The sequence below is a fragment of the Streptomyces sp. NPDC031474 genome (genome assembly GCF_055581185.1).
The window spans coordinates 309,842-331,294 of sequence record NZ_JBVIJX010000005.1 but is presented as its reverse complement, the minus strand read 5'-3'; the positions used below and the strand labels follow the sequence as shown (position 1 = coordinate 331,294).

Sequence of the window (21,453 nt, the reverse complement as noted above, 5' to 3'; positions counted from 1 at the left end):
TGTGTGAAAGAGGCGTAAGCAAGCCGCACGTGTCGCCCGCACGCCGCACGAGTTGCCCGCCCTCTTCCGCCGGAAAAGCATGGAAAGGTGAGCTATCTGCGTCTGCCCCATCTCAGCGGCGATCTGTTGTGCTTCGTCGCCGAGGACGATCTCTGGCTGGCCCCCCTCACCGACCCGGGCCGCGCCTGGCGGCTCACCGTCGACCGTACCAAGGCCGGACACCCCCGCTTCTCCCCCGACGGCCGCCGGATCGCGTACACGAGCTGGCGCAGTCGCGTCCCGGAGATCCACCTCGTCCCGGTCGACGGCGGGCCGGGACGGCGACTGACGTACTGGGGCAACTCCGACACCCAGGTCTGCGGCTGGACACCCCCCGACCAGCACGGCCACGCCGACATCCTCGCCGTCGCCTCCCATGGCGAGCCCTTCTCCTACTACACCTGGGCCTACAAGGTGCCCACCGACGGCGCCCCCGGCCGCAAACTCCCCTGGGGGCCGGTCTCCGACCTCCAGGTCGCCGAGATCGACGGCGAGCGCAGAACCCTGCTCCTCACCGGCACCCCGCCGCACGAGCCCGCCGCCTGGAAACGCTACCGGGGCGGCGCCACGGGCCGCTTGTGGCTGCACGGGCAGCGGCTCCTGGAAGGCCTCGACGGGCATCTCGCGTCCCCCCTCTTCGTCGGCGGCCGGATCGCCTTCCTCTCCGACCACGAAGGCGTCGGCAACCTCTACTCCTGCGCCTACGACGGCTCCGACCTGCGCCGGCACACCGACCACGACGCGTTCTACGCCCGGCACGCCTCCAGTGACGGCACCCGTGTGGTGTACCAGTGCGCCGGGGACCTGTGGATCGTCGACGACCTCGCCGCCGGCTCCGAGCCGCGCCGGATCGACGTACGGCTGAGCGGGCCGCGCGCCGGACGGCGGCCCTACCAGATCCCGGCCGCCCAGCACGTGGACGGCATCTCCGTCGACGAGACCGGACGCGCGAGCGCCGTCGTCGTCCGCGGCAGTCTGTACTGGCTGACGCACCGCGACGGCCCCGCCCGGACGATCACCGACACCCCCGGGGTACGGGTGCGGCTGCCGGAGATGCTCGGCTCGGGCGGACAGGTCGCCTATGTGACGGACGCGGAGGGCGAGGACGCCGTCGAGATCGCCTACCTGCCGCGCGCGAGCGGCGACCGCGAGCCGCGACGGCTGGCCTCCGGGGAACTGGGACGGGTGCTGGAGATGGTCTCCGACCCGGAGGGCGAGCGGCTCGCCCTGGCCGCACACGACGGACGGCTCCTGCTCATGGACGCCACGGAGGACTCCAACGGCGAGGTCACCGAGCTGATCTCATCGGTCAACGGCCCCGTCCGCGACCTGGCCTTCTCCCCCGACGGCAGCTGGCTGACCTGGTCGCACCCCGGGATCGGACGCTCCCTGCGCCAGATCAAGATGGCCCGCACGAAGGACCGGCTGATCATCGACGTGACCAACGGCCGCTTCGAGGACGAGAACCCGGTGTTCACGAGGGACGGCCGCTATCTGGCATTCCTGTCCTGGCGCGGCTTCGACCCCGTGTACGACGTGCACACCGGCGACCTGTCCTTCCCGCTCGGCTGCCGCCCCTACCTCGTGCCGCTGTCGTCGGCGACCCCCTCCCCCTTCGCGCTGACCCCGGAGGGCCGTCCGGCGGCCGGCGGCCTGGACCCGGTGGAGGAGGAGGACGAAGGCGCCGGCGGGGCCGTCACCGTCGAGATCGAAGGGCTGGAGAGCCGCGTCACGCCCTTCCCGGTGGCCGCCTCCAAGTACTCGGCGCTGCACCCGGTGGCGGGCGGCGGGCTGGTCTGGCTGCGCTGGCCGATCTCCGGCGCGCTGGGCGAGACGTTCGCCAACCCCGACGACACCAGCGGGCGGCCGACGCTGGAGTACTTCACCATCAGCAAGGCGAAGAAGTCCGAACTCGTCGGCGACCTGGACTGGTTCGCGGTCAGCGGCGACGGCACCCGGCTCGTCGTGGTCGACGAGGGCGACCTGCGGGCGGTGCCGTCCGTCGAGGCCGGCGACCTCGACTCCACGGTCTGGATCGACCTGCGGCGCATCATGCACGAGGTGGACCCGGGCGCCGAGTGGCGTCAGTCCTACGAGGAGGCCGGGCGGCTGATCCGCGCCTACTTCTGGGAGCCCGGGATGTGCGGCATCGACTGGGACGCCGTCCTCGACCAGTACCGGCCGCTCGTCGAACGGGTCGCCTCGCCCGACGAGTTCGCGGACCTGCTGCGCGAAGTCCTCGGCGAACTGGGCACCTCCCACGCGTACGTCACCGCCGCCCGCCGCAACGAGGGCCCACCGCACTACCAGCGGCTGCAAGGGCTCCTGGGCGCCAACTTCGTACACCGCGAAGGCGGTTGGACGGTGCTGCGGATCCTGCCCGGCGACTCCTCCGACTCCAAGGCACGCTCGCCGCTGGCCGGCACCGGGATCCGCGAGGGCGCGGTGCTCACGCACGTGGACGGCCGGGCCGTGGACCCGGTGACCGGCCCGTACCCGCTCCTCGCCGGCGCCGGCGGCACCACCGTGGAGCTGACCTTCACGCCCGCCGAGGGCGAGGCGGGCCGCTCCCGCCGGGTGGCCGTCGTCCCCCTCGTCGACGAACGCCCCCTGCGCTACCAGGACTGGGTGGCCAAACGACGCGCCGTGGTACGGGAGTTGAGCGGCGGCCGGTGCGGCTACCTGCACATCCCCGACATGGGCGGCTCGGGCTGGGCCCAGTTCAACCGCGACCTGCGGATGGAGGTGTCACGGCCCGCGCTGATCGTCGACGTGCGCGGCAACGCGGGCGGCCACATCAGCGAACTGGTCGTGGAGAAACTGACACGCACCATCCTGGGCTGGGACCTCACCCGCGACGCCCAGCCGGTGTCGTACGCCTCGAACGCGCCGCGCGGCCCGGTGGTGGCCCTCGCCGACGAGGCGACCTCCTCGGACGGCGACATGATCACGGCCGCGTTCAAGCTGCTGAAGCTCGGCCCGGTGGTCGGCCAGCGCACCTGGGGCGGAGTCGTCGGCATGACCGGCCGCCACCAGCTCGGCGACGGCACGGTCATCACCGTCCCGATGAACGCGGCCTGGTTCGACGCGTACGGCTGGACCGTGGAGAACAAGGGCGTCACCCCCGACCTGGAGATACAGCGCACCCCCCTGGACTGGGCCGAAGGCCGCCACGCCCAACTGGACGACGCCGTCCAGCTCGCCCTCGACCTCCTCACCACCAGCCCCCCGGCGACCCCGCCCGACTACGCCAACACCCCGGACTGCTCCCGCCCGAAACTGCCGCCACGCACCTCAGGAGGCTGACGCGGGGGCGTTGCTGCCGGTCGGGGCCTGCGCGAAGGTGGCCGCGGCCACCACCTCGGGCCTGCGCACATACCCGCCGACGCTCTCCACCCGCACCACGAGCGCCAGCGGCGACGCCGTGTCGTACGCCCGGGCCAGTGCGCGGATCGCGCCCCGGGCGAAGAGCTGGGTCACACCCGACGTCGCCAGCAGGGCACAGCCCGCGATCATCACGAGGCGGCTGCCGGGCGCGAAGGGGTTGCGGGCCAGCACGACGATCGCGTGATCCACGAGCGTCGTCCCGTCCAGCGTCGACGCCCCGTACTCCTCGGCACCGTCCGCGGAGGCGATGCGGTACTCCGTCGGATACTGCCGGAACGCGTACGGCGCGTTCAACCGGTCGGCCAGCACCTGCCAGAGGGTGTTGCGCGCCGGTCCGCCGATCACCACCAGGTTCTCCTCTGCGTCGGACGCCATGACGAAGGCCCTGGCCCGGACCGTGGTCACCTCGTGCCGCCGCAGCTCCTGGGAGAGGAACTGGCGCAGGTTCATCGCCGCGAGGGCGTCCGTCTCGGAGATCTTCGGATGCCCCGGCGTCCCACTGGTCGACTCCGCGACGACCATCACCACCCGCCTGCGCCGGTCGAGCCGCCACACGCGCGCGGCGGGCTTCCTGGTCCGCTGATACTGCAGCAGGGCGCGGCCGAGCCACCCGACGACGAACGCCAGCAGCGAAGCGATGAGGTTGACCGTCAGATCCTGCACGACCGGCTCCCCCTCGCCCTCGCCTGTGCGTCAACCAGCAGTGTGCAGCAGCGGGTTGGCACACGAGAAGGGGTGCCCCCCGTCGGGGACACCCCTTCCGTCAACCGCTGTTCGACGTCCGCCGGGGGCGGTGCGTCAGAACGCTTCGTCGTCGCGGTGGTGCGGGGCCTCCGGCGAGCGGCGCTCCGACTCCTCGCGCTCCGGACGCATACGCTCGGACTCCTCGCCCGGACGCTTCTTGCCGCGCTGCTGGACCTGCTCCTTGCCCTGCTGGGCCTTCTGCTTGGCCTGCTGCTGCCACTGCTCGGACTGCTCCTGGAACTTGTCCTTCATACCCATGTGGGTTCACTCCTGTGGGAGATGAGGGGATTGTGGCCCCGTGGTGGGGCCTCGACCAGATTCACACGGGCGGTCACGGCGCGCATGTCGATCAACTACGCTGCGTAGTCCTCGCCTGTCGGGCCTGCTCGTCGGCGGAGCCGCCCGCCCCCACCAGCCCCGTCCGCATCCCTTGCAGCCGGGGCGCGAACCTCCGCATCTCCCGCGCACCGACCCTCCCGATCAGCCCGGGCAGATATCCGCGCACACCCTGCATCCCCCGCAGCCACCCCTGCCCGTACACATGCGCCGAGCGCCGCTCGATCCCGGCCACGAGCCGGTCGACCGTCGGCCCCAGCGGATACGTCCTGTTCGCCGGCCACGGCAGCCGCTGCCGCAGCTCCCGCATCACCTCCTCCTGATCCGCCCCGCGCACCATGTCCGTGTCCGTCCAGGACAGATAGCCGACGCCGACCCGGACCCCCCGGTGGGCGACCTCGGCGCGCAGACAGTGCGCGTACGCCTCCACCCCCGACTTCGACGCGCAGTACGCCGTCATCATGGGAGCCGGGGTGATCGCGGCGAGGGAGGCGATCTGCAGCAGATAGCCCCGGCTCTCCACAAGCACCGGCAGGAAGGCGCGGGCCGTCACCGCCGAGCCGATCAGGTTGACCTCGATGACCCGGCTCCAGGCCTGCGGGTCGGAGTCGGCGAACGGTCCGCCGCTCGCCACACCCGCGTTGGCGACGACGATGTCCACCTTCCCGAAGCGTTCCTTCACCTCCGCCGCGACCCGCGCCATCGCCTCGTGGTCGGTGACGTCGGCGTGCCAGTGACCGCTGTCGCCGTGCAACCGCTCGGCGACCCGCCCCAGTTCGTCGGGTTCCAGGCCGACCAGGGCGACCTTCGCACCGCGCGCGGAGAGCTTGCGGGCGAGCAACTCGCCCACGCCCCGCGCGGCCCCGGTCACGACGGCGACCTGCCCTTCAAGACTCACCCTGCCGCTCATGCGCCCTCCTTCACCTGCGTGTCCGGGGTGTGCGTGGTGTGCGTGCTGTTCGGGGTGTGCGTGATGTTCGGGATGTGCGTGGCGTGCGGCGCCTTCGGGGTGTACGGCGCGTATGTGGTGACGAGTTCGCGGATGCGTGCCGTGACGAGCTCGGGCGCCTCGACCGGCGTCATATGGCCGAGGCCGGCCAGTTCGGTCAGGCCGACGCAGTTCGGGAGCCCGGCGGCGATCCGGCGGGCGTGCACCGGCGGGGTGAGCCGGTCGCCGGTGCCGACGACCACCGCCGTCGGCACGCTCAACTCCCGTATCCCGTCGTCGAGATCGAGCAGACTCAGCACCTGCCCCCAGGTGTGGCGCACCCGGCGCGGGCACGCGTGCACGATCCGGGCGCACCTCTCCACCAGGTGCGGGGCCGAACCGGCGCCCATCGTGGCGTACTTGAGGATCGCCTTCGCGACCGGCGTGACCGGCCCGAGGGGCGCCTTCGACCCGAGGAATTGCCGGGTCAGCCAACCTCGCAGCCGGCCGGGCCGGATCGGCACCACGGTGGCCTCGGCGACCAGCCGCGAGGCGCCGGTGCTGCACAGCAGGACGGCGGCCGCGTGCTCCCGGAACGCGTCCCGGGCGGCCGCCGCCAGCACCGTCATGCCGCCCATGGAGTGACCGACGATGACGGCCTTCTCGCCGGGCGCGAGCGTCGCGCCGAGAACGGCGACCAGGTCGTCGGCGAGGACGTCCGTGCTGCACACCGCGCTCGGCGGGGTGCGTCCGTGGCCGCGCTGGTCGTAGACGACGACCCGGTGATCGGCGGCGAGATCCCGGATCTGGGCGGCCCAGAAAGCGGTCGAGCAGGTCCAGCCGTGGGCGAGGACGACGGCGGGGCCGGCCTCGGGGCCGTGCACCTCGACATGCAGCGGGGCGCCGTCGGCGGAGACGGCGGTGAGCTCGCGGGGAGAGACGCCGAAGACGCTCACGCGCTCACCTCGTCCTGCTTCTCACTCTTCTCGTCCTGCTTCTCGCTCTTCGCGTCCTGCTTCTCACTCTTCGCGTCCTGCTTCTCACTCTTCGCGTCGTTCTTGACGGTGGCGGGGGCGCGCAGGACCTCGTACTCCGCGAGGTCCACGCGTCGCGTCGCGCGCCGGAACTCGCCCGGCGTGCCCGGCCAGATGGTCGTGTTGCGGCCACTGGCGTCCAGGTACCAGCTGGTGCAGCCGCCCGTGCTCCACACCGTGCGCTTCATCCGCTCCTGTACCCGTCGGTTCCACGCGTGCACGGCGCTCGGACGGGCGTCCAGGGCCGCCCGTCCGCCGAGGACGTTCAGCTGCCGCAGATAGTCGGCCAGGTAGTTCAGCTGGGACTCGATGATGAGGATCATGGAGGAGTTCGCGAGGCCGCTGTTGGGGCCGATGATCGTCATCCAGTTGGGGAAGCCGACGGCGGAGGCGCCGCGCAGGGCCTCCATGCCGCCCTGCCAGCTCTCCGCGAGGGTCCGCCCGTCGGCGCCCACCACCCGGTCGGCGATCGGCATGTCGGTGACATGGAACCCGGTGCCGAAGACGATCGCGTCGGCCTCGGTCTCGGTGCCGTCGGCGGCCACCAGCGTGGACCCGCGGACCTCGCTCAGGCCGCTCGCGACGACGTCCACGTTGGGCTGCGCGAGGGCCGGATAGTAGGTGCTGGACAGCAGGATCCGCTTGCAGCCGATGCGGTAGTCGGGGGTCAGTTTGGCCCGCAGGGCCGGGTCCTTGATCGCCCGGGCCATGTTGCGCTTGGCGAGCTGCTCGACGAAGCCGAGCTCGTTGGGGTGCTTGGTGAACGCCTGGACCTGCAGCTCCCGGATGCCCCACAGCAACCCGCGCCGCAGCTGGGCCGTGACGGGCAGCGCCCGGTGGAGCGCGCGCTCGGCGCCGCTGATCGCCCGGTCGACGCGGGGCATCACCCACGGCGGGGTGCGCTGGAAGACCGTCAGCCGCGAGACGTCGGGCTGGAGGGCGGGCACGATCTGGATGGCGGAGGCGCCGGTGCCGACCATGGCGACACGCTGCCCGGTGAGATCGTGGTCGTGGTCCCAGCGGGCCGAGTGGAAGACCTTGCCCGGGAAGGTGTCGAGCCCCGGGACGTCCGGGATCTTCGGGTCGGACAGCGGTCCGGTCGCGGAGACGACGACGTCGGCGAGGTAGCGCCCCGCGCTGGTCTCGATGTCCCAGCGCAACTCCTGCGCGTCCCACGTCATCCGCAGGACCTCGGAGTCGAGGCGGAGGTGGGGGCGCAGCCCGAACACGTCGGTCACCCGCTCCAGATAGGCGCGGATGTGCTTCTGCCCGGAGAAGGTGCGCGGCCAGTCCGGGTTGGGCGCGAAGGAGAAGGAGTACAGGTGGGAGGGGATGTCGCAGGCGCACCCCGGGTAGTCGTTGTCCCGCCAGGTCCCGCCGACGCTGCCCGCCCGCTCCAGGACGACGAAGTCGGTGATCCCCTCGCGGCGCAGCCGCACGGCGGCCCCCAGCCCGCCGAAGCCGGACCCGATCACCGCCACCCGTACGTGTTCGGTCATCCCGACACACCTCCCAGCCGTGCGCACCGCTGCGCGGACTCTGCGGACCTCGCGGACTCTGCCAGTGAACACTGGCGCAATGGGAGGGTAGAGCAGTGCCGTACCGATGGGTAGAGGCCAGAAGAACGACGTCCACATCAGCGGCTGCCTCCGCGGGTACCCGCGGTACGACATAAGCTTCGCCCGTGGCCGAGAAGCGGGAATACCGGACGGAGGAGCTGGCCGGGGAGGCCGGCATCACGGTGCGCACCCTGCGCTTCTACCGCGAGCGCAAACTGCTTCCGCCGCCCCGCCGCGAAGGCCGCATCGCCTGGTACGACGACCATCACCTGGCCCGGCTGCGCACGATCGCGGCGCTGCTGGAGCGCGGCCACACCCTCACCGGCATCGCGGAGCTGGCGGACGCCCTCGACCACGGCCGCGGCGTCGCCGACCTCCTCGGCGTCGACGGCCCCACCGAGGAGGAACCGATCCACCTCACCCCCGAGGAACTCGCGGCCCGCTTCGAGGGCCAGGTCACCCCCGAGAACCTCGCCGCCTCCCTCGACCTCGGCTACCTGGGCATCGACGGCGACGAGATCGTCCACATCAGCCGACGGCTCCTGGACGTCTCCTCCGCCCTGGTCCGCGAGGGCATCCCGCTCGCCGAGGTGCTGGCCGCCGGCGTCCGCGTCCGCGAACACGCCGACGCCCTCGCCGAACTCTTCACCGCCCTGATCCTCCGCCACGCCACCGAGGCAGACCTCCCCCGCCTGCGCCCCCTCGCCCGCAGCGTCATGGAAGCCGAACTCTCCCTGGCCCTGGACCGACGGCTACGCAAAGGGAAGGGAAGTGAAGGGGCCTACAGGTCGTAGACGGCCCACAGGTCGTGGTCGGTCTACAGGTCGTAGACGACGGTCACCGGAGCGTGGTCCGACCAGCGTTCGCCGTGCGTGGCGGCCCGCTCCACGAGCCCCTTGACGGCCTTGCCCGCGAGAGGGGGCGTCGAGACGTGCAGGTCGATGCGCCATCCCGAGTCGTTGTCGAAGGCCCGTCCCCGGTACGACCACCAGGTGTACGGCCCGTCCACGTCCGGGTGCAGGGACCGTACGACGTCCACGTACCCGCCGTCCTGCGGGGCGAGGACCCGGGTCAGCCAGTCCCGCTCCTCCGGGAGGAAGCCGGAATTCCTGGTGTTGGAGCGCCAGTTCTTGAGGTCGGCCTGCTGGTGGGCGATGTTCCAGTCGCCGGTGATCAGGACCTCGCGGCCGTCGGCGGCGGCGCGCCCGCGCAGGTCCTTCAGGTAGGCGAGGAACTCGTCCATGAAGCGGACCTTCTCGTCCTGCCGGTCGGTGCCGACCTCGCCGGACGGGAGGTAGAGGGAGGCGACCGTCACACCGGGCAGGTCGGCCTCGACGTACCGGCCGCTGCCGTCGAACTCGGACGAGCCGAAGCCGACGCGGACGGCGTCCGGCTCGCGGCGCGTGTAGAGGGAGACGCCGGCGCGGCCCTTCGCGGCGGCCGGCGCGTGGGTGACGTACCAGCCCTCGGGGGCTCGGACCGCCTGAGGCAACTGCTCCGGCTCGGCACGCACCTCCTGCAGACACAGCACGTCGGCGGAGGTGTCCGCGAGCCACTCCACGAAGCCCTTCTTCGCGGCGGCTCGCAGTCCATTCACGTTCACGGAGGTCACGGTCAGCACCCGGGCACGATACCGGTCGGATCCATGCACACTGGAGCCGGTCCGAATGTCACTTTTTCCCGAGGATGCATAAAACTACAGTGAGTAGCATGAATCTGCGCAGAGTCCCCTTCGACCACCCCGACGCCATCAAGCTCAACGACGAGGTCCAGGCCGAGTACCACGAGCGCTACGGCGACGGCGGCGACGCCACCACCCTGGAGCCGTCCGACTTCCGGCCGCCGCGCGGGGTGTACCTCATCGCGTACGACGAGCTGGACCGCCCCGTGGCCACCGGCGGCTGGCGCAGCCAGGACAGCAACGGCGAGGGCAACGAGGACGGCGACGCCGAGCTGAAGCGGATGTACGTGATCCGCGAGATGCGCGGCCGGGGACTGGCCCGGCGCATGCTCACCGCCCTGGAGGAGGACGCACGGGACGCCGGGCGGCTCCGCATGGTCCTGGAGACCGGCACCGAGCAGCCCGAGGCCATCGCCCTGTACACCTCCAGCGGGTACGCGCCGTGCACGAAGTTCGGCTACTACCGGGAGTACGAGTCGAGCCGCTGCTTCGCCAAGCCGCTCAGCTCCTGAGGTACGTGAGGACCGCCAGGACCCGGCGGTGGGTGTCGTCCGCCGGGGGCAGGTCCAGCTTGGTGAGGATGCTGCCGATGTGCTTGCCGACGGCCGCCTCCGACACCACCAGCCGGCGCGCTATCGCCCCGTTGGACCGGCCCTCCGCGACCAGCTCCAGCACCTCCCGCTCGCGCGGGGTGAGCCGGGCCAGCGGGTCGCGGCGCCGGCGCAGCAACTGCCGTACGACCTCCGGGTCTACGACCGTGCCGCCGGCCGCGACCTCGCGCAGCGCGTCCACGAACTCCTCCACCTGCCCGACCCGGTCCTTGAGCAGGTAGCCGACGCCGGTGCCGTCCCCGGAGTCGAGGAGCTCGGCGGCGTAGGCGCGCTGCACGTACTGGCTGAGCACGAGCACCGGCAGCCCGGGCCGCTCCGCGCGCAGCCGGACCGCCGCCCGCAGCCCCTCGTCCTGAAAGCCGGGCGGCATGCGGACGTCGGTGACGACGACGTCGGGCGCGTGCTCGGCGACCGCCGACAGCAGCGCCTGCGCGTCACCGACCGCGGCCACGACCTCGTGGCCGAAGCGGTTGAGGAGGGTCTTCAGGCCGTCGCGCAGCAGAACGCCGTCCTCGGCGAGGACTACACGGAGCGCCCGGCCGTGTCCGTCGCCTCCGTCGCCTCCGTCGCTTGCATCAACGCGCTCGGCTGGCTCGGCTGGCTCGGCTCGCAAGGGATCTCCACACGCAGCAGGGTCGGTCCGCCCGGCGGGCTGGTCATGGTCAGTCTTCCATCGAGCGCCGACACCCGGTCGGCGAGACCGGTGAGGCCGGTGCCGCGCAAGGGATCGGCGCCGCCACGGCCGTCGTCCCGCACCTCCACGACCAGTCGTCCGGCACCGTGCTCCCCCGTGATCCACGCACGCCGCGCCCCGCTGTGCCGAGCCACGTTGGCCAGCGCCTCGCGGACCACGAAGTAGGCGGCCGCCTCCACGGCCTGCGGAAACCGAAGGGCGGCCGGGTCGAACGCGACATCCACGGGGACGGGCGAGCGGTCGGCGGCGTCGGCGACGGCCGCCTCCAAACCGTAGTCGGCCAGCACCTTGGGGTGGATGCCGTGGATCAGCTCGCGCAGTTCGGCAAGGGCCGCGCCCGCCTCCTCGTGCGCGCGGGCGAGCTGTTCGGCGAGCGGTCCGCCGGGCGGCGCGTCGAGCCGGGCCAGGCCGAGAGTCATGGCGAGGGCGACCAGCCGTTGTTGCGCGCCGTCGTGCAGGTCGCGTTCTATACGGCGGCGCTCGGCCTCGAACGCGTCGACCAACCGCGCGCGGGAACGCGTCAGTTCGACCACCCTGGCCTCCGCCTCGCCCCCGCGCGGCGCGACGAGGAGCCGGGTCAGCGCGGCCCGGGCGCCCGCCGCGACCCCGACGGCGTACGCCCCGAGGACGAGCAGCAGCACGCCCAGTGCGGACGCGGCGAGGGCGTCCGTCCAGCCGGTCACCGTCCACACCTTGAACACCTTCGTCTCACGGCCCTCGCCGACCGTCGCCAGCAGCACCGGCGTCGCGATCGCCGACAGCGGCAGGAACAACGCGACGGTGAGCAGCAGCGCCTCGGCCGGCCAGAGCAGACAGGCGGTGAGGAGGGCGTGGCCGAGCTCCCGCCAGGTGGCCCGTTCGCGCAGGCGGGTGGTGAGCCAGCTGCGCAGGCCCGGCGCGGGCGGCTCGACGTGCGTGCCGGGTGCGTCGTCCGCGTCGACCAGCCGCAGCCGACGCCGCTCCAGGGCGGCCACGGGCAGCCCGGCGAACGCGACGACGGCGAGCAGCGGCAACCCGACCAGGACGACCGCGAGAACAGCGCCCACCGCCACCAGCGCGACCAGGACGACCAGGACGACGGCCCCGGTGACCGCGCCAGTCAGCAGATAGCCGACCGCCCGCCAGGGCCACGACGACACCAGGTAGCCGGGGCGCGCCAGAGCCTGCCACACGGTCATGGACGCGGGCACGGCCGGGAAGGCCGGCGCGGACGCGGACGCAGTCACGGGCACGGGCACAGACGCAGACGCGGACGCGGGCACGGACGCAGACGTGGGTCGGGGTTGCATGCGGATCACCGTAGAAGGGGCGCCGCGCCACAACCACCGGGCTGGACGGAGGAACGGAGGTATGCCTGGCCCTACCCCAAGTCTCGCCCCTGCCCCACAGACCGGACAGGAGGGCGCACGGTTTCGTGGAGCCATGACCACACACGCCGTCCAACTGACCTCCGTGAGCAGGCGATACGGTGCCGCGGACACCGGGGTGACCGCGCTCGACGACGTCACTCTCGCCCTCCCCCGCGGCTCGTTCACGGCCGTGATGGGACCGTCCGGCTCGGGCAAGTCGACGCTGCTGCAGTGCGCCGCCGGGCTCGACCGACCGACCTCGGGGACGGTGCGGATCGGCGGGACCGAACTGAGCGGACTGAGCGAGCGACGGCTGACGTTGCTGCGCCGGGAGCGGATCGGATTCGTCTTCCAGTCGTACAACCTGCTGTCCGCCCTCACCGCCGAGCAGAACGTCGCCCTCCCGCTGCGGCTGGCCGGCCGCCGCCCGGCGAAGGCACGGGTCCGCGAGGCCCTGCGGCAGGTCGGACTCGCCGACCGCGCCGGTCACCGGCCCACCCAGCTCTCCGGCGGGCAGCAACAACGCGTCGCCCTGGCCCGCGCGTTGATCACCCGCCCGGAGGTCCTGTTCGGCGACGAGCCGACCGGCGCCCTGGACTCCACCACCGGCCGAGAGGTCCTGACCCTGCTGCGCTCCCTGGTCGACGAGTGCGGTCAGACCGTCGTCATGGTCACCCACGACCCCCTCGCCGCCTCCTCCGCGGACCGCGTGATCTTCCTGGTCGACGGCCGCATACACGGCGAACTGACCTGCGCGGGTGCGGGAGCAGGAGCGGGTGCGGGAGCAGGAGCGGGTGCGGCAGTGAAATCCGGTGCGGGAGCGGGTGGGTCGGCGGAGGAGATCGCGGCCCGGATGGCCGGGCTGGAGACCGCCGTCCCGGTGGCGACCCGACGGACGGTGAGCACCCCGTGCTGATCATCGCGCTGTGCACCCTGCGCGCGCGGGGGGTCGCGTTCGTCGGCAGTTTCGTCGCCCTCGCGCTCGGCGTCGCGCTGCTCACCGTGATGGGCCAGGCGCTGGCCGCATCGCAGAACGCGCCGGTGCGCGCCCCCGAGCGGTTCGCGGCGGCGCCGGTGGTGGTCAGGGGCCAGGACACCCTGCGCGTCCCCACCCCGAACGGCGAGCAGTCGACGGCCCTGGCGAGACCGCGCCCGATCCCCGCCAGGACCATCGCCGCACTGCGCACCGTCGGGCGGGTCACCGAGGACCGCGCCTTCCCCGTCAACGCACCGGGCGCCCCCGCCGACCTCGTCGGCCACCCCTGGTCGACGGCACGTTTCGCGCCGTACGAACTGACCGCGGGCCGGGCCCCCGAGACGGCCGGCGAGGTCGTGACGTCCGGCGCCTGGGCGCGCGCGGGCGCCGAACTGCGCACCCCGGACGGCCCGTTGCGGGTGGTCGGCACGGTGAGGGGACGCGGCTTCGAGAACGCCGTGTTCTACATGGACGCGCAAGCCGCCCGACTCTCCCCGGAGCCGGTCCAGTGGGTGGTGGAGGCGACCGCCACGGCCGTCCGGACAGCGATCGCCACCGCCGACACCGCCGACGCCGCCGTACGGGTCCTCACCGGTGACGGTCGCCGGCTGGCCGACGCCGACCCGGGCCGGGACGCCGAGGCCCTGACCGCGCTGAACGCCCTGTTCGGCACGGCCGGCGGCGTGACCGCCTTCGTGTCCGTGTTCGTCGTGGCGTCCACCTTCGCCTTCGCGGTCGACCGGCGGCGCCGCGAGTTCGGGCTGCTGCGCACCGCCGGCGCCACCCCCGGCCAGATCCGGCGGACGGTCCTGACGGAGGCGCTGCTGGTCGGCGCAGCCGCCTCGGCGACGGGCTGCGCGCTGGGCGCGTACGCCGCCCCGCTCCTCGCCGACCTGGTGGTCGACGGCGGGCTCGCACCGGCCTGGTACACGATCGGCGGCCCTGCGGCCGCGGTGTGGCCCTTCCATCTCGCCTTCTGGACGGGCCTGCTGGTCGCCCTGTGCGGGGCGGCCGCCGCGTCCTGGCGGGCCGGCCGGACCGCCCCGGCGCAGGCGCTGCGCGAGGCCTCGGTCGACGGCCGCGCCCTGACCCGGGGCCGGCGCCTGTGCGGTACGGCGCTGCTGCTGACGGCCGTCGCGACCTTGGCGTACGCCCTGGTGAGCGACCCGGGCGAGCTGCTGCACCGCAAGACGTACATCAGCCGGCCGATGCTGCTCATCACGGCGGCGGCGTTGCTGTCGCCGGTGCTGGTGCGCCCGCTGGTGCCCCGACTGCCGGGTGCGGTCGGACTGTTGGCGCGGGCGAACGCGGTCGTCGGGGTGCGCCGTACCGCCGCCGTGGCCGCGCCCGTCCTGGTCACGGTGGCACTCGCGGGGTCCCTGCTGGGCGCGACGGCCACCCTGAACGAGGCCCGCGCGGCGGAGGTGCGGCAGGCGACGGCCGCCGACTTCGTGGTGACGGCGCAGGCCGGAACGACGGTGCGGGCGGCGGCCGTAGAGCGCCTGCGGCAGGTCCCCGGCACCCTGGTGTCCGCCTCCGTCGCGACCGCCGTGTACACCTTGGAGGACGGCGTGGCGCTCGTGAAGTCCGAGGCCCGGGCGGCCGATCCGACGCTGCTCGCAGCGACCGTACGGCTGCCGGTGACAGCCGGACGGCTCGCCGATCTCGACGACGGGTCGATCGTCGTGACCGAGGAGTGGGCCCGGCACCGGGTGGGGCAGCGGGTGCGGGTGTGGCTCGGGGACGGCACCGCGAAGACCCTCCGCGTCGCCGCCGTCCTGGCGACGGGCACGGGAGACAACGGGGCGTACGTCACCCCGGCCAACGCGGGCGGCACGGCCGGCACGGGCGTCGACCGGGTGGACGTGCGGGTGCGGGCGGGGGCCGACGCGGCGGCGGTGGCTGCGGGGCTGCGGGCCGTCGACGGGGTGCGGGTGATGACCAAGGCGCAGTGGGTGCGGGCGAGTTACCCGCGGACCGACCGGACGACCCGGCTCGGCCTGCTGCTCGTCCTCGGCATCGCGCTGCTCTACACCGGTATCTCGCTCGCCAACACCCTGCTCATGTCGGCCGCCGAACGCCGGCGTGATCTGACGGCCCTGCGGCTGGCCGGCGCGACGGGCGGGCAGGTGCTGCGGCTGGCCGCCACGGAAGCGCTGACGGTCGTCGCGGTGGGAGGCCTGCTGGGCCTGCTGGTGACGTGCGCCAACCTGGCCGCCCTGACAGCCGCCCTCCACCAGCTCTCGGCCCCGACCCCGCTCACCCTGCCCTGGCCGGCCCTCGCCCGGACCACAGCAGCGTGCACGCTGCTCGCGCTGACAACCGCCCTGGCGTCAACGGCGGCGGCGTTACGACCACCCGCCGGCCCCTGACCCACCCGGGCCCCGTGCCCCGACCACCGGCCACGAACACCGCCCGCGCGCACTGGCCGCGCGCACTGGCCGTGAACACGATAGAGCCCCCGTCGGTAACCCGACGGGGGCTCTATGCTGCGTGGACCTGAGGGGATTTGAACCCCTGGCCCCCTCGATGCGAACGAGGTGCGCTACCGGACTGCGCCACAGGCCCTTGCAACGAGTGAAACTCTAGCACCCCCATCGTCCTGCTTGGAAATCCGTTCCCCGAGGCCGGGAGCGGGGTGCGCGGGGGCGCGGGGGCCTTATTCGTTGGCGGCGCGGGGACGCTCGCCGTCCTCGTACTGGTCGAACAGCGGGGTGCGTCCGCGTTCGCGCGAGCGTCGGGCCGAGGCCGCGCGTCGGGCGTCGCTGCGCTCGTCGCCGTCCGCCGTGCGGTCCTCCGCGCGGTCCGCGTCTTCCGGGTCCCCGGCCGCTGCGTCCGCGGCGTCCGCCGCTTCCTGTTCCGGCGCGACCGAGCTGGAGCGGGCCGAGCTCCAGGCGTCCGGCGCGGCGAGGTCCACGTCGGAGGTGGCCCGGGGAGCGACCGGGGCGGTCACGTACGTCGGCAGTGGTACCGGTACCGGGTCCCAGCTCTCGCCGTGGCCGGGCCGGCGCTGCCGCTCGCGCTGCTGGTCGACCCACTCCGCGTGGTCGGTCTGCTCGACGAGTGCCCTGCGGTCCGCGGCGAGCGCCAGCAGGCCCGGGTCGGTCTCCGGTTCGGGGGCCTCGTGCGGCTCCTCTGCGCCGGCGTCGGGGCCGGGGTCGACGGAGGACGCGTTCGCGGGGGCGGGTGCGCGCCGGCGCGGCTGACGCTCCCGCAGCCGCTGCGCGGCGACCTCGGCGCGTCTGCGGTCCATCTGGTAGGCGAAGCGGCGATGCTCCTGGGAGCGCAGGTACGCGATATAGGCGCTGAGCAGGACGGCGGGCACGCCGGGCGCCCAGAGAAAGGCGAGGCCGCCGACCGCCGCGACGATCGCGCCGAGCGTGAAGGCGAGGAAGAGCATCACGGTGGTGCGCCTGCGGCGGGCGAGCGACTTCGAGCGCTGGGCACGTGCGGCGGACGCCTGCGCGGAGGTCGCGCGGCGCGCGACCGGCACACGCCGGTCCGCCGCAGCGGCGCTCCCGTCGCGCGCGGGGGCGGAACCCTGATCCCGTGGCTCGCGCTGTTCGCGCTGTTCGCGCTGCTCGCGCTGTTCCCGCGTGGGCTTGGCCGCCGGGTCTCGGGCCGGTTCACGTGCCGTTTCCGGACGTCCCGGCCCTCGTTCCTGGGCCCGCTCCTGGCCGCGTTCCTGTCCTCGCTCGTGCCCCCGCTCCTGCTCTCGCTCCGGAACCGGCGCCTTCACCTGCGGGCGGGTCGGAGGCATGGCGAAGGCCCGGACGTCCACCGAGTCGGTGACGGCGTCCGAGGCGTCGGCGCCCTGCTCCCCCTCCTCGGTGGAGCGCGCCCGCAGGTCCCTGGCGTACCGGCGCTCCATACCCGCCCTTCCGGACAGCAGCCGGATGGCGGTGCTGAAGCGTTCCGTCGGACGGGCCTCGTTCAGCTCGTCCTGCCTACGGAGCCACATCGGCACCAAGTAGGCGGCCCAGGCCCCGACAATGACTGCGTAGATGAGGCCGCTGCTGCTCACGCCTCACACGGTAGAGGGGTTTGCGTGAGGCCATCCGCCAATTGAGCCGGTGTGTCGCACGATCTGGCTGATATTTCGAGCTTTTTTTGCGACCGATGCGATCAACCGATCATTTTCGAACGCTTATTCGACACGTTTTTTCAATTGGACGCGTTCCGCGAGCGCGCTCGCCGCCACCTGCTCAGCAGGCCTTCCGGGACCTCCTCCGCGGTGAGCGCGAAGACGAGATGGTCGCGCCAGGCGCCGTCGATGTGGAGATAGCGCGGCCGCAGCCCTTCCTCACGGAATCCGAGTTTCTCCACGACCCGGCGGCTGGGGCCGTTCTCGGGGCGAATGCAGACCTCGATGCGGTGCAGTCCGACGGTCCGGAAACAGTGGTCCACGACGAGCGCCACCGCCGTCGGCATCACCCCGCGGCCGGCCACCGACTCGTCCACCCAGTAGCCGACGTGCCCCGAGCACATCGACCCCCAGGTGATCCCGGCCACCGTCAACTGCCCGACGAGCCGCCCCTGGTACTCGATGACGAACGGCAGCATCCGCCCGGCGTTCGCCTCGGCCCGCAGGTGCCGGACCATCTGGCGGTAGGTCGGCCGGTGCGCGATCGGCCCGCTCGGCGCGGGCGGCGGGATGGTCGCCTCCCAGGGGCGCAGCCAGTCCCGGTTGCGCCGGTTGACCTCGCGCCAGGCCCGCTGGTCGCGCAGCTTTATCGGCCGCAGGACGATGTCGCCCTCCGCGAGCTCCACGGGCCAGGATGCGCTGTTCAGCTCGCACCCCCCGGGCCGGCCCCGGGTCTGGGGTGGTCACCGCCGCGGATCTGGTCGACGGCATGGATCAGCAGGGGTTCCAGGACGGCGAGACCGTCCTTCACCCCGCCGGTGGAGCCGGGCAGGTTGACGATCAGGGTGCGGCCCGCGACCCCGGCCAGGCCCCGGGAGAGCGCCGAGGTCGGCACCTTCTCCCGGCCGTAGGCGCGGATCGCCTCGGGAATCCCCGGCACCTCGTGGTCGATCACGCTGCGCGTCGCCTCGGGGGTGCGGTCGGTGGGCGAGATGCCGGTGCCGCCGGTGGTCACGATGACGTCGTAGCCGGCCTCGGCGCCCGCCCGCAGCGCCGCCTCGACCGGGGCGCCGTCGGGGACGACCTGCGGCCCGTCCACGGCGAAGCCGAACCGCTTGAGGCCGTCCGCGACCAGCGGGCCGCCGTTGTCCTCGTAGACCCCGGCGGCGGCCCGGTTGGAGGCGGTCACGACGAGCGCCCGGTACCCGACAGCCGTTGTCATGCCCGGCTCCAGTCGCCCGACTTGCCGCCCGTCTTCTCCTCCACGCGCACGTCCGTGATGACCGCTCCCTTGTCGACCGCCTTGACCATGTCGATCACGGTGAGCGCGGCGACGGAGACCGCGGTGAGGGCCTCCATCTCGACGCCCGTGCGGTCCGTCGTCTTCACCGTGGCGGTGATCTCCACGGCGTCGTCCGCGACCGACAGGTCCAGTTTCACACCGGAGACCGACAACGGGTGGCACAGCGGGATGAGGTCGGGGGTGCGTTTGGCGCCCATGATGCCCGCGATCCGCGCGGTGGCGAGGGCGTCACCCTTGGGTACCCCCTCGCCTCGCAGCAGCTCGACCACCTGGGGTGAGACGAGGACACGGCCGCTGGCCCGCGCGGTGCGCGCGGTGATGTCCTTGCCGGATACGTCGACCATGCGGGCCGCGCCCGCGTCGTCGATGTGCGTCAGTCGGTCCTGCGTACTCATGCTCTGTCGGCGCTCCCGGTCGGGCCTGTTGTGCGCGACACGGTACCCCCAACCAGGCGTGCTCAGCCGAGGAGGACCACGTCGACCTCGGTGCCGGGCTCGACGCACTCCGCATCCTCGGGGACGACGATCAGCGAGTCGGCGTGCGCGAGGGCCGCGATCAGATGGGAGCCGACGCCGCCGACCGGGCTGACGGCGCCGTCGGCATAGGTGGCGCGCAAGAACTGTCGGCGGCCCTTCGGCGAGGTCAGCGCCTTCTCGGCGGTCAGCTTCGCGCGCGTGGTGGGCCGGTGGACGTCGTCGAGGCCCATGAGTGTGCGGATGGCGGGGCGGACGAACAGTTCGAAGGAGACGTACGACGACACCGGGTTGCCGGGCAGGGCCAGCAGGGGGGTGTGGTCGGGGCCGATGGAGCCGAAGCCCTGAGGCTTGCCCGGCTGCATGGCGAGCTTGCGGAACGCGATGCCGCTGCCCGCCTCGTCCTCGTCGCCGACGTGCTCCAGCGCCTCCTTGACGACGTCGTAGGCCCCCACGCTCACACCGCCGGTGGTGACGACGAGGTCGGCGCGGACGAGCTGGTCCTCGATGGTGGAGCGGAGGGTGTCGGCGTCGTCGGCGACCGCGCCGACCCGGTAGGCGATGGCGCCGGCGTCGCGTGCCGCCGCGGTGAGGGCGAAGCTGTTGGAGTCGTAGATCTGGCCGCTGCCCAGTTCCTCGCCGGGCTGGACGAGTTCGCTGCCGGTGGACATGACGACCACGCGCGGGCGCGGGCGCACGCGTACAGTGCCGCGTCCGATCGCGGCGAGCAGGGCGATCTGCGGCGGGCCGAGGACGGTTCCGGCGTCGAGGGCGCGGTCGCCGGCCTTCACGTCGCTGCCCTTCGCGCGCACGTGCGCGCGTGCCTCGGCGGGCCGGTAGACGCGCACGTGCCCCGAGGCCTGCTCGGGCGCGAGGCTGCGGGCGCGCATCCCGGTGACGGGGCCCTCGCCGAGCCCGCCGTCGGTCCACTCCACAGGGACGACGGCCTCGGCGCCGGACGGGAGCGGGGCGCCCGTCATGATCCGGGCGGCCTGCCCCGGTCCCACGTACAGCAGGTCGGCCTGCTGTCCCGCCGCGACGTCCCCGACGACGTCCAGGGCCGCCGGGAACTCCTCGCTCGCGCCCGCGACATCCGCGACCCGCACCGCGTACCCGTCCATCGAGCTGTTGTCGAAGGGCGGCAGCGAGACCGGCACCGTGACGTCCTCGACGAGGACGCAGCCCTGGGCGTCGGGCAGTTGGAGCTCGATGGGTTCCAGGGGGCGGACGGCGGCGAGGATGTCCGCCAGGTGTTCGTCCACCGACCAGAGGCGGTCCTGGTCGGCGGGGCGGGGTGCGGCGGTGCTCAAAGTGGCTGCATCTCCTCGGTGACGTAACTGCGAAGCCAGGACCGGAAGTCCGGACCCAGATCTTCACGTTCGCACGCGAGTCTGACAATGGCACGCAGATAGTCGCCGCGGTCGCCGGTGTCGTAGCGCCGTCCCTTGAAGACGACGCCGTGGACGGGTCCGCCGACCTTCTCGTCCTGGGCGAGCTGCTGGAGGGCGTCGGTGAGTTGGATCTCGCCGCCGCGGCCGGGCTCGGTCTGGCGGAGTATGCCGAACACGCTCGGGTCGAGGACGTAGCGTCCGATGATCGCGTAGTTCGACGGGGCGTCCGCCGGGTCCGGCTTCTCGACGAGGCCGGTCACCTTGACCACGTCGCCTTGTGCGGTGGGCTCGACGGCCGCGCAGCCGTAGAGGTGGATCTGCGCGGGGGCGACCTCCATGAGCGCGACGACGCTGCCGCCGTGCCGTTCCTGGACCTCGATCATCCGCTGAAGCAGCGGGTCGCGGGGGTCGATCAGGTCATCCCCCAGGAGGACGGCGAACGGCTCTTGTCCGACGTGCGGGGCCGCGCACAGCACCGCGTGTCCGAGACCTTTGGGGTCGCCCTGTCGCACGTAGTGCATCGTCGCGAGGTCGCTGGACTGCTGGACCTTGGCGAGCCTGGCGGCGTCGCCCTTCTTCTGCAGCGCCGACTCGAGCTCGTAGTTGCGGTCGAAGTGGTCCTCCAGGGGACGCTTGTTGCGACCCGTGACCATGAGGACGTCGTCGAGCCCCGCGGAGACGGCCTCCTCGACCACGTACTGGATAGCCGGCTTGTCCACGACGGGCAGCATCTCCTTGGGAGTGGCCTTGGTGGCCGGCAGGAACCGGGTACCGAGACCGGCTGCGGGGATGACAGCCTTGCTGATCCTGGGGTGCGACTGAGTCATGGCGGCAACCTTATCCGGTGACTTTGAGAGAAATCTG

At 72.8% G+C, this 21,453-nt stretch carries 19 protein-coding genes and 1 tRNA gene; 5 read left to right on the top strand and 15 right to left on the bottom strand.

The genetic code is table 11. The annotated features are described in order from the left end of the window. Positions 1 to 87: 87 nt before the first annotated feature. Positions 88 to 3,345, top strand: coding sequence for a S41 family peptidase (locus ACZ5SK_RS12205; protein WP_457494502.1), 3,258 nt, complete (start codon positions 88 to 90; stop codon positions 3,343 to 3,345). On the opposite strand, the gene ACZ5SK_RS12200 is transcribed toward ACZ5SK_RS12205, so the two are convergent. From ACZ5SK_RS12200 to ACZ5SK_RS12180, 5 genes are all read right to left on the bottom strand, one after another. After that, a complete protein-coding gene (locus ACZ5SK_RS12200) occupies positions 3,334 to 4,089 on the bottom strand; it encodes a hypothetical protein (RefSeq protein ID WP_468575911.1) in 756 nt (251 codons plus the stop codon). The two genes, ACZ5SK_RS12205 and ACZ5SK_RS12200, sit on opposite strands and share 12 nt — an antisense overlap. A gap of 135 nt (positions 4,090 to 4,224) precedes the next feature. Then, a complete protein-coding gene (locus ACZ5SK_RS12195) occupies positions 4,225 to 4,428 on the bottom strand; it encodes a hypothetical protein (protein WP_334579294.1) in 204 nt (67 codons plus the stop codon). 91 nt (positions 4,429 to 4,519) lie between these two features. Next, positions 4,520 to 5,416, bottom strand: a complete 897-nt coding sequence (locus ACZ5SK_RS12190) for an SDR family oxidoreductase (RefSeq protein ID WP_468575909.1) — start codon at positions 5,414 to 5,416, stop codon at positions 4,520 to 4,522. Further along, complete coding sequence (locus tag ACZ5SK_RS12185; RefSeq protein WP_361705949.1) at positions 5,413 to 6,390, bottom strand: alpha/beta fold hydrolase; 978 nt, start codon at positions 6,388 to 6,390, stop codon at positions 5,413 to 5,415. The genes ACZ5SK_RS12190 and ACZ5SK_RS12185 overlap by 4 nt, the downstream gene beginning before the upstream one ends. Further along, positions 6,387 to 7,967: a flavin-containing monooxygenase gene (locus ACZ5SK_RS12180; RefSeq protein ID WP_468575908.1), complete on the bottom strand. Its 1,581-nt coding sequence runs from the start codon at positions 7,965 to 7,967 to the stop codon at positions 6,387 to 6,389. Before ACZ5SK_RS12180 ends, ACZ5SK_RS12185 begins: the two co-directional genes overlap by 4 nt. 185 nt (positions 7,968 to 8,152) lie before the next feature. On the opposite strand from ACZ5SK_RS12180, the gene ACZ5SK_RS12175 reads away from it, so the two are divergent. After that, a complete protein-coding gene (locus ACZ5SK_RS12175; protein WP_334579290.1) occupies positions 8,153 to 8,821 on the top strand; it encodes a MerR family transcriptional regulator in 669 nt (222 codons plus the stop codon). Positions 8,822 to 8,844: 23 nt separating this feature from the next. Here ACZ5SK_RS12175 and ACZ5SK_RS12170 read toward each other — a convergent pair whose 3' ends face one another. Further along, positions 8,845 to 9,648 (bottom strand): exodeoxyribonuclease III, encoded by an 804-nt coding sequence (locus ACZ5SK_RS12170; RefSeq protein ID WP_334579289.1) that lies wholly within the window; start codon positions 9,646 to 9,648, stop codon positions 8,845 to 8,847. An 89-nt stretch (positions 9,649 to 9,737) separates the two neighbouring features. Here ACZ5SK_RS12170 and ACZ5SK_RS12165 point away from each other — a divergent pair, with 89 nt between their 5' ends. After that, positions 9,738 to 10,220 carry a GNAT family N-acetyltransferase gene (locus tag ACZ5SK_RS12165; protein ID WP_334579288.1) on the top strand — a complete coding sequence of 161 codons (483 nt, stop codon included), beginning with the start codon at positions 9,738 to 9,740 and terminating at the stop codon, positions 10,218 to 10,220. Here the strand turns inward: ACZ5SK_RS12165 and ACZ5SK_RS12160 are convergent. Then, on the bottom strand, positions 10,210 to 10,821 hold the full coding sequence (locus ACZ5SK_RS12160; protein ID WP_334581305.1) for a response regulator transcription factor: 612 nt from the start codon (positions 10,819 to 10,821) through the stop codon (positions 10,210 to 10,212). The genes ACZ5SK_RS12165 and ACZ5SK_RS12160 overlap by 11 nt on opposite strands. 20 nt (positions 10,822 to 10,841) lie before the next feature. Continuing rightward, on the bottom strand, positions 10,842 to 12,191 hold the full coding sequence (locus ACZ5SK_RS12155; protein WP_468575975.1) for a sensor histidine kinase: 1,350 nt from the start codon (positions 12,189 to 12,191) through the stop codon (positions 10,842 to 10,844). Between the two features lie 244 nt (positions 12,192 to 12,435). Between ACZ5SK_RS12155 and ACZ5SK_RS12150 the strand changes: the two genes are divergently transcribed. Together ACZ5SK_RS12150 and ACZ5SK_RS12145 are read left to right on the top strand one after the other, a co-directional pair. Next, on the top strand, positions 12,436 to 13,278 hold the full coding sequence (locus ACZ5SK_RS12150; RefSeq protein ID WP_468416542.1) for an ABC transporter ATP-binding protein: 843 nt from the start codon (positions 12,436 to 12,438) through the stop codon (positions 13,276 to 13,278). Then, positions 13,272 to 15,710 carry an ABC transporter permease gene (locus ACZ5SK_RS12145; RefSeq protein ID WP_361705961.1) on the top strand — a complete coding sequence of 813 codons (2,439 nt, stop codon included), beginning with the start codon at positions 13,272 to 13,274 and terminating at the stop codon, positions 15,708 to 15,710. Before ACZ5SK_RS12150 ends, ACZ5SK_RS12145 begins: the two co-directional genes overlap by 7 nt. Positions 15,711 to 15,832: 122 nt before the next feature. Here the strand turns inward: ACZ5SK_RS12145 and ACZ5SK_RS12140 are convergent. The 7 genes from ACZ5SK_RS12140 to galU form a co-directional block, all read right to left on the bottom strand. Further along, positions 15,833 to 15,906, bottom strand: a tRNA-Ala gene (locus tag ACZ5SK_RS12140). Between the two features lie 91 nt (positions 15,907 to 15,997). Next, positions 15,998 to 17,362, bottom strand: a complete 1,365-nt coding sequence (gene sepX / locus ACZ5SK_RS12135) for a divisome protein SepX/GlpR (RefSeq protein WP_457494506.1) — start codon at positions 17,360 to 17,362, stop codon at positions 15,998 to 16,000. A 140-nt stretch (positions 17,363 to 17,502) separates the two neighbouring features. Continuing rightward, complete coding sequence (locus ACZ5SK_RS12130; RefSeq protein ID WP_443041345.1) at positions 17,503 to 18,129, bottom strand: GNAT family N-acetyltransferase; 627 nt, start codon at positions 18,127 to 18,129, stop codon at positions 17,503 to 17,505. Continuing rightward, positions 18,126 to 18,644, bottom strand: coding sequence for a MogA/MoaB family molybdenum cofactor biosynthesis protein (locus ACZ5SK_RS12125; protein WP_334579283.1), 519 nt, complete (start codon positions 18,642 to 18,644; stop codon positions 18,126 to 18,128). The genes ACZ5SK_RS12130 and ACZ5SK_RS12125 overlap by 4 nt, the downstream gene beginning before the upstream one ends. Next, complete coding sequence (gene moaC, locus ACZ5SK_RS12120) at positions 18,641 to 19,120, bottom strand: cyclic pyranopterin monophosphate synthase MoaC (protein WP_319671112.1); 480 nt, start codon at positions 19,118 to 19,120, stop codon at positions 18,641 to 18,643. Before moaC ends, ACZ5SK_RS12125 begins: the two co-directional genes overlap by 4 nt. Before the next feature lie 62 nt (positions 19,121 to 19,182). After that, entirely contained in the window at positions 19,183 to 20,508 is a 1,326-nt protein-coding gene (glp, locus tag ACZ5SK_RS12115) for a molybdotransferase-like divisome protein Glp (protein WP_334579282.1), read from the bottom strand. Next, positions 20,505 to 21,416: a UTP--glucose-1-phosphate uridylyltransferase GalU gene (gene galU / locus ACZ5SK_RS12110; protein WP_334579281.1), complete on the bottom strand. Its 912-nt coding sequence runs from the start codon at positions 21,414 to 21,416 to the stop codon at positions 20,505 to 20,507. Before galU ends, glp begins: the two co-directional genes overlap by 4 nt. Between the last annotated feature and the right edge of the window lie 37 nt (positions 21,417 to 21,453).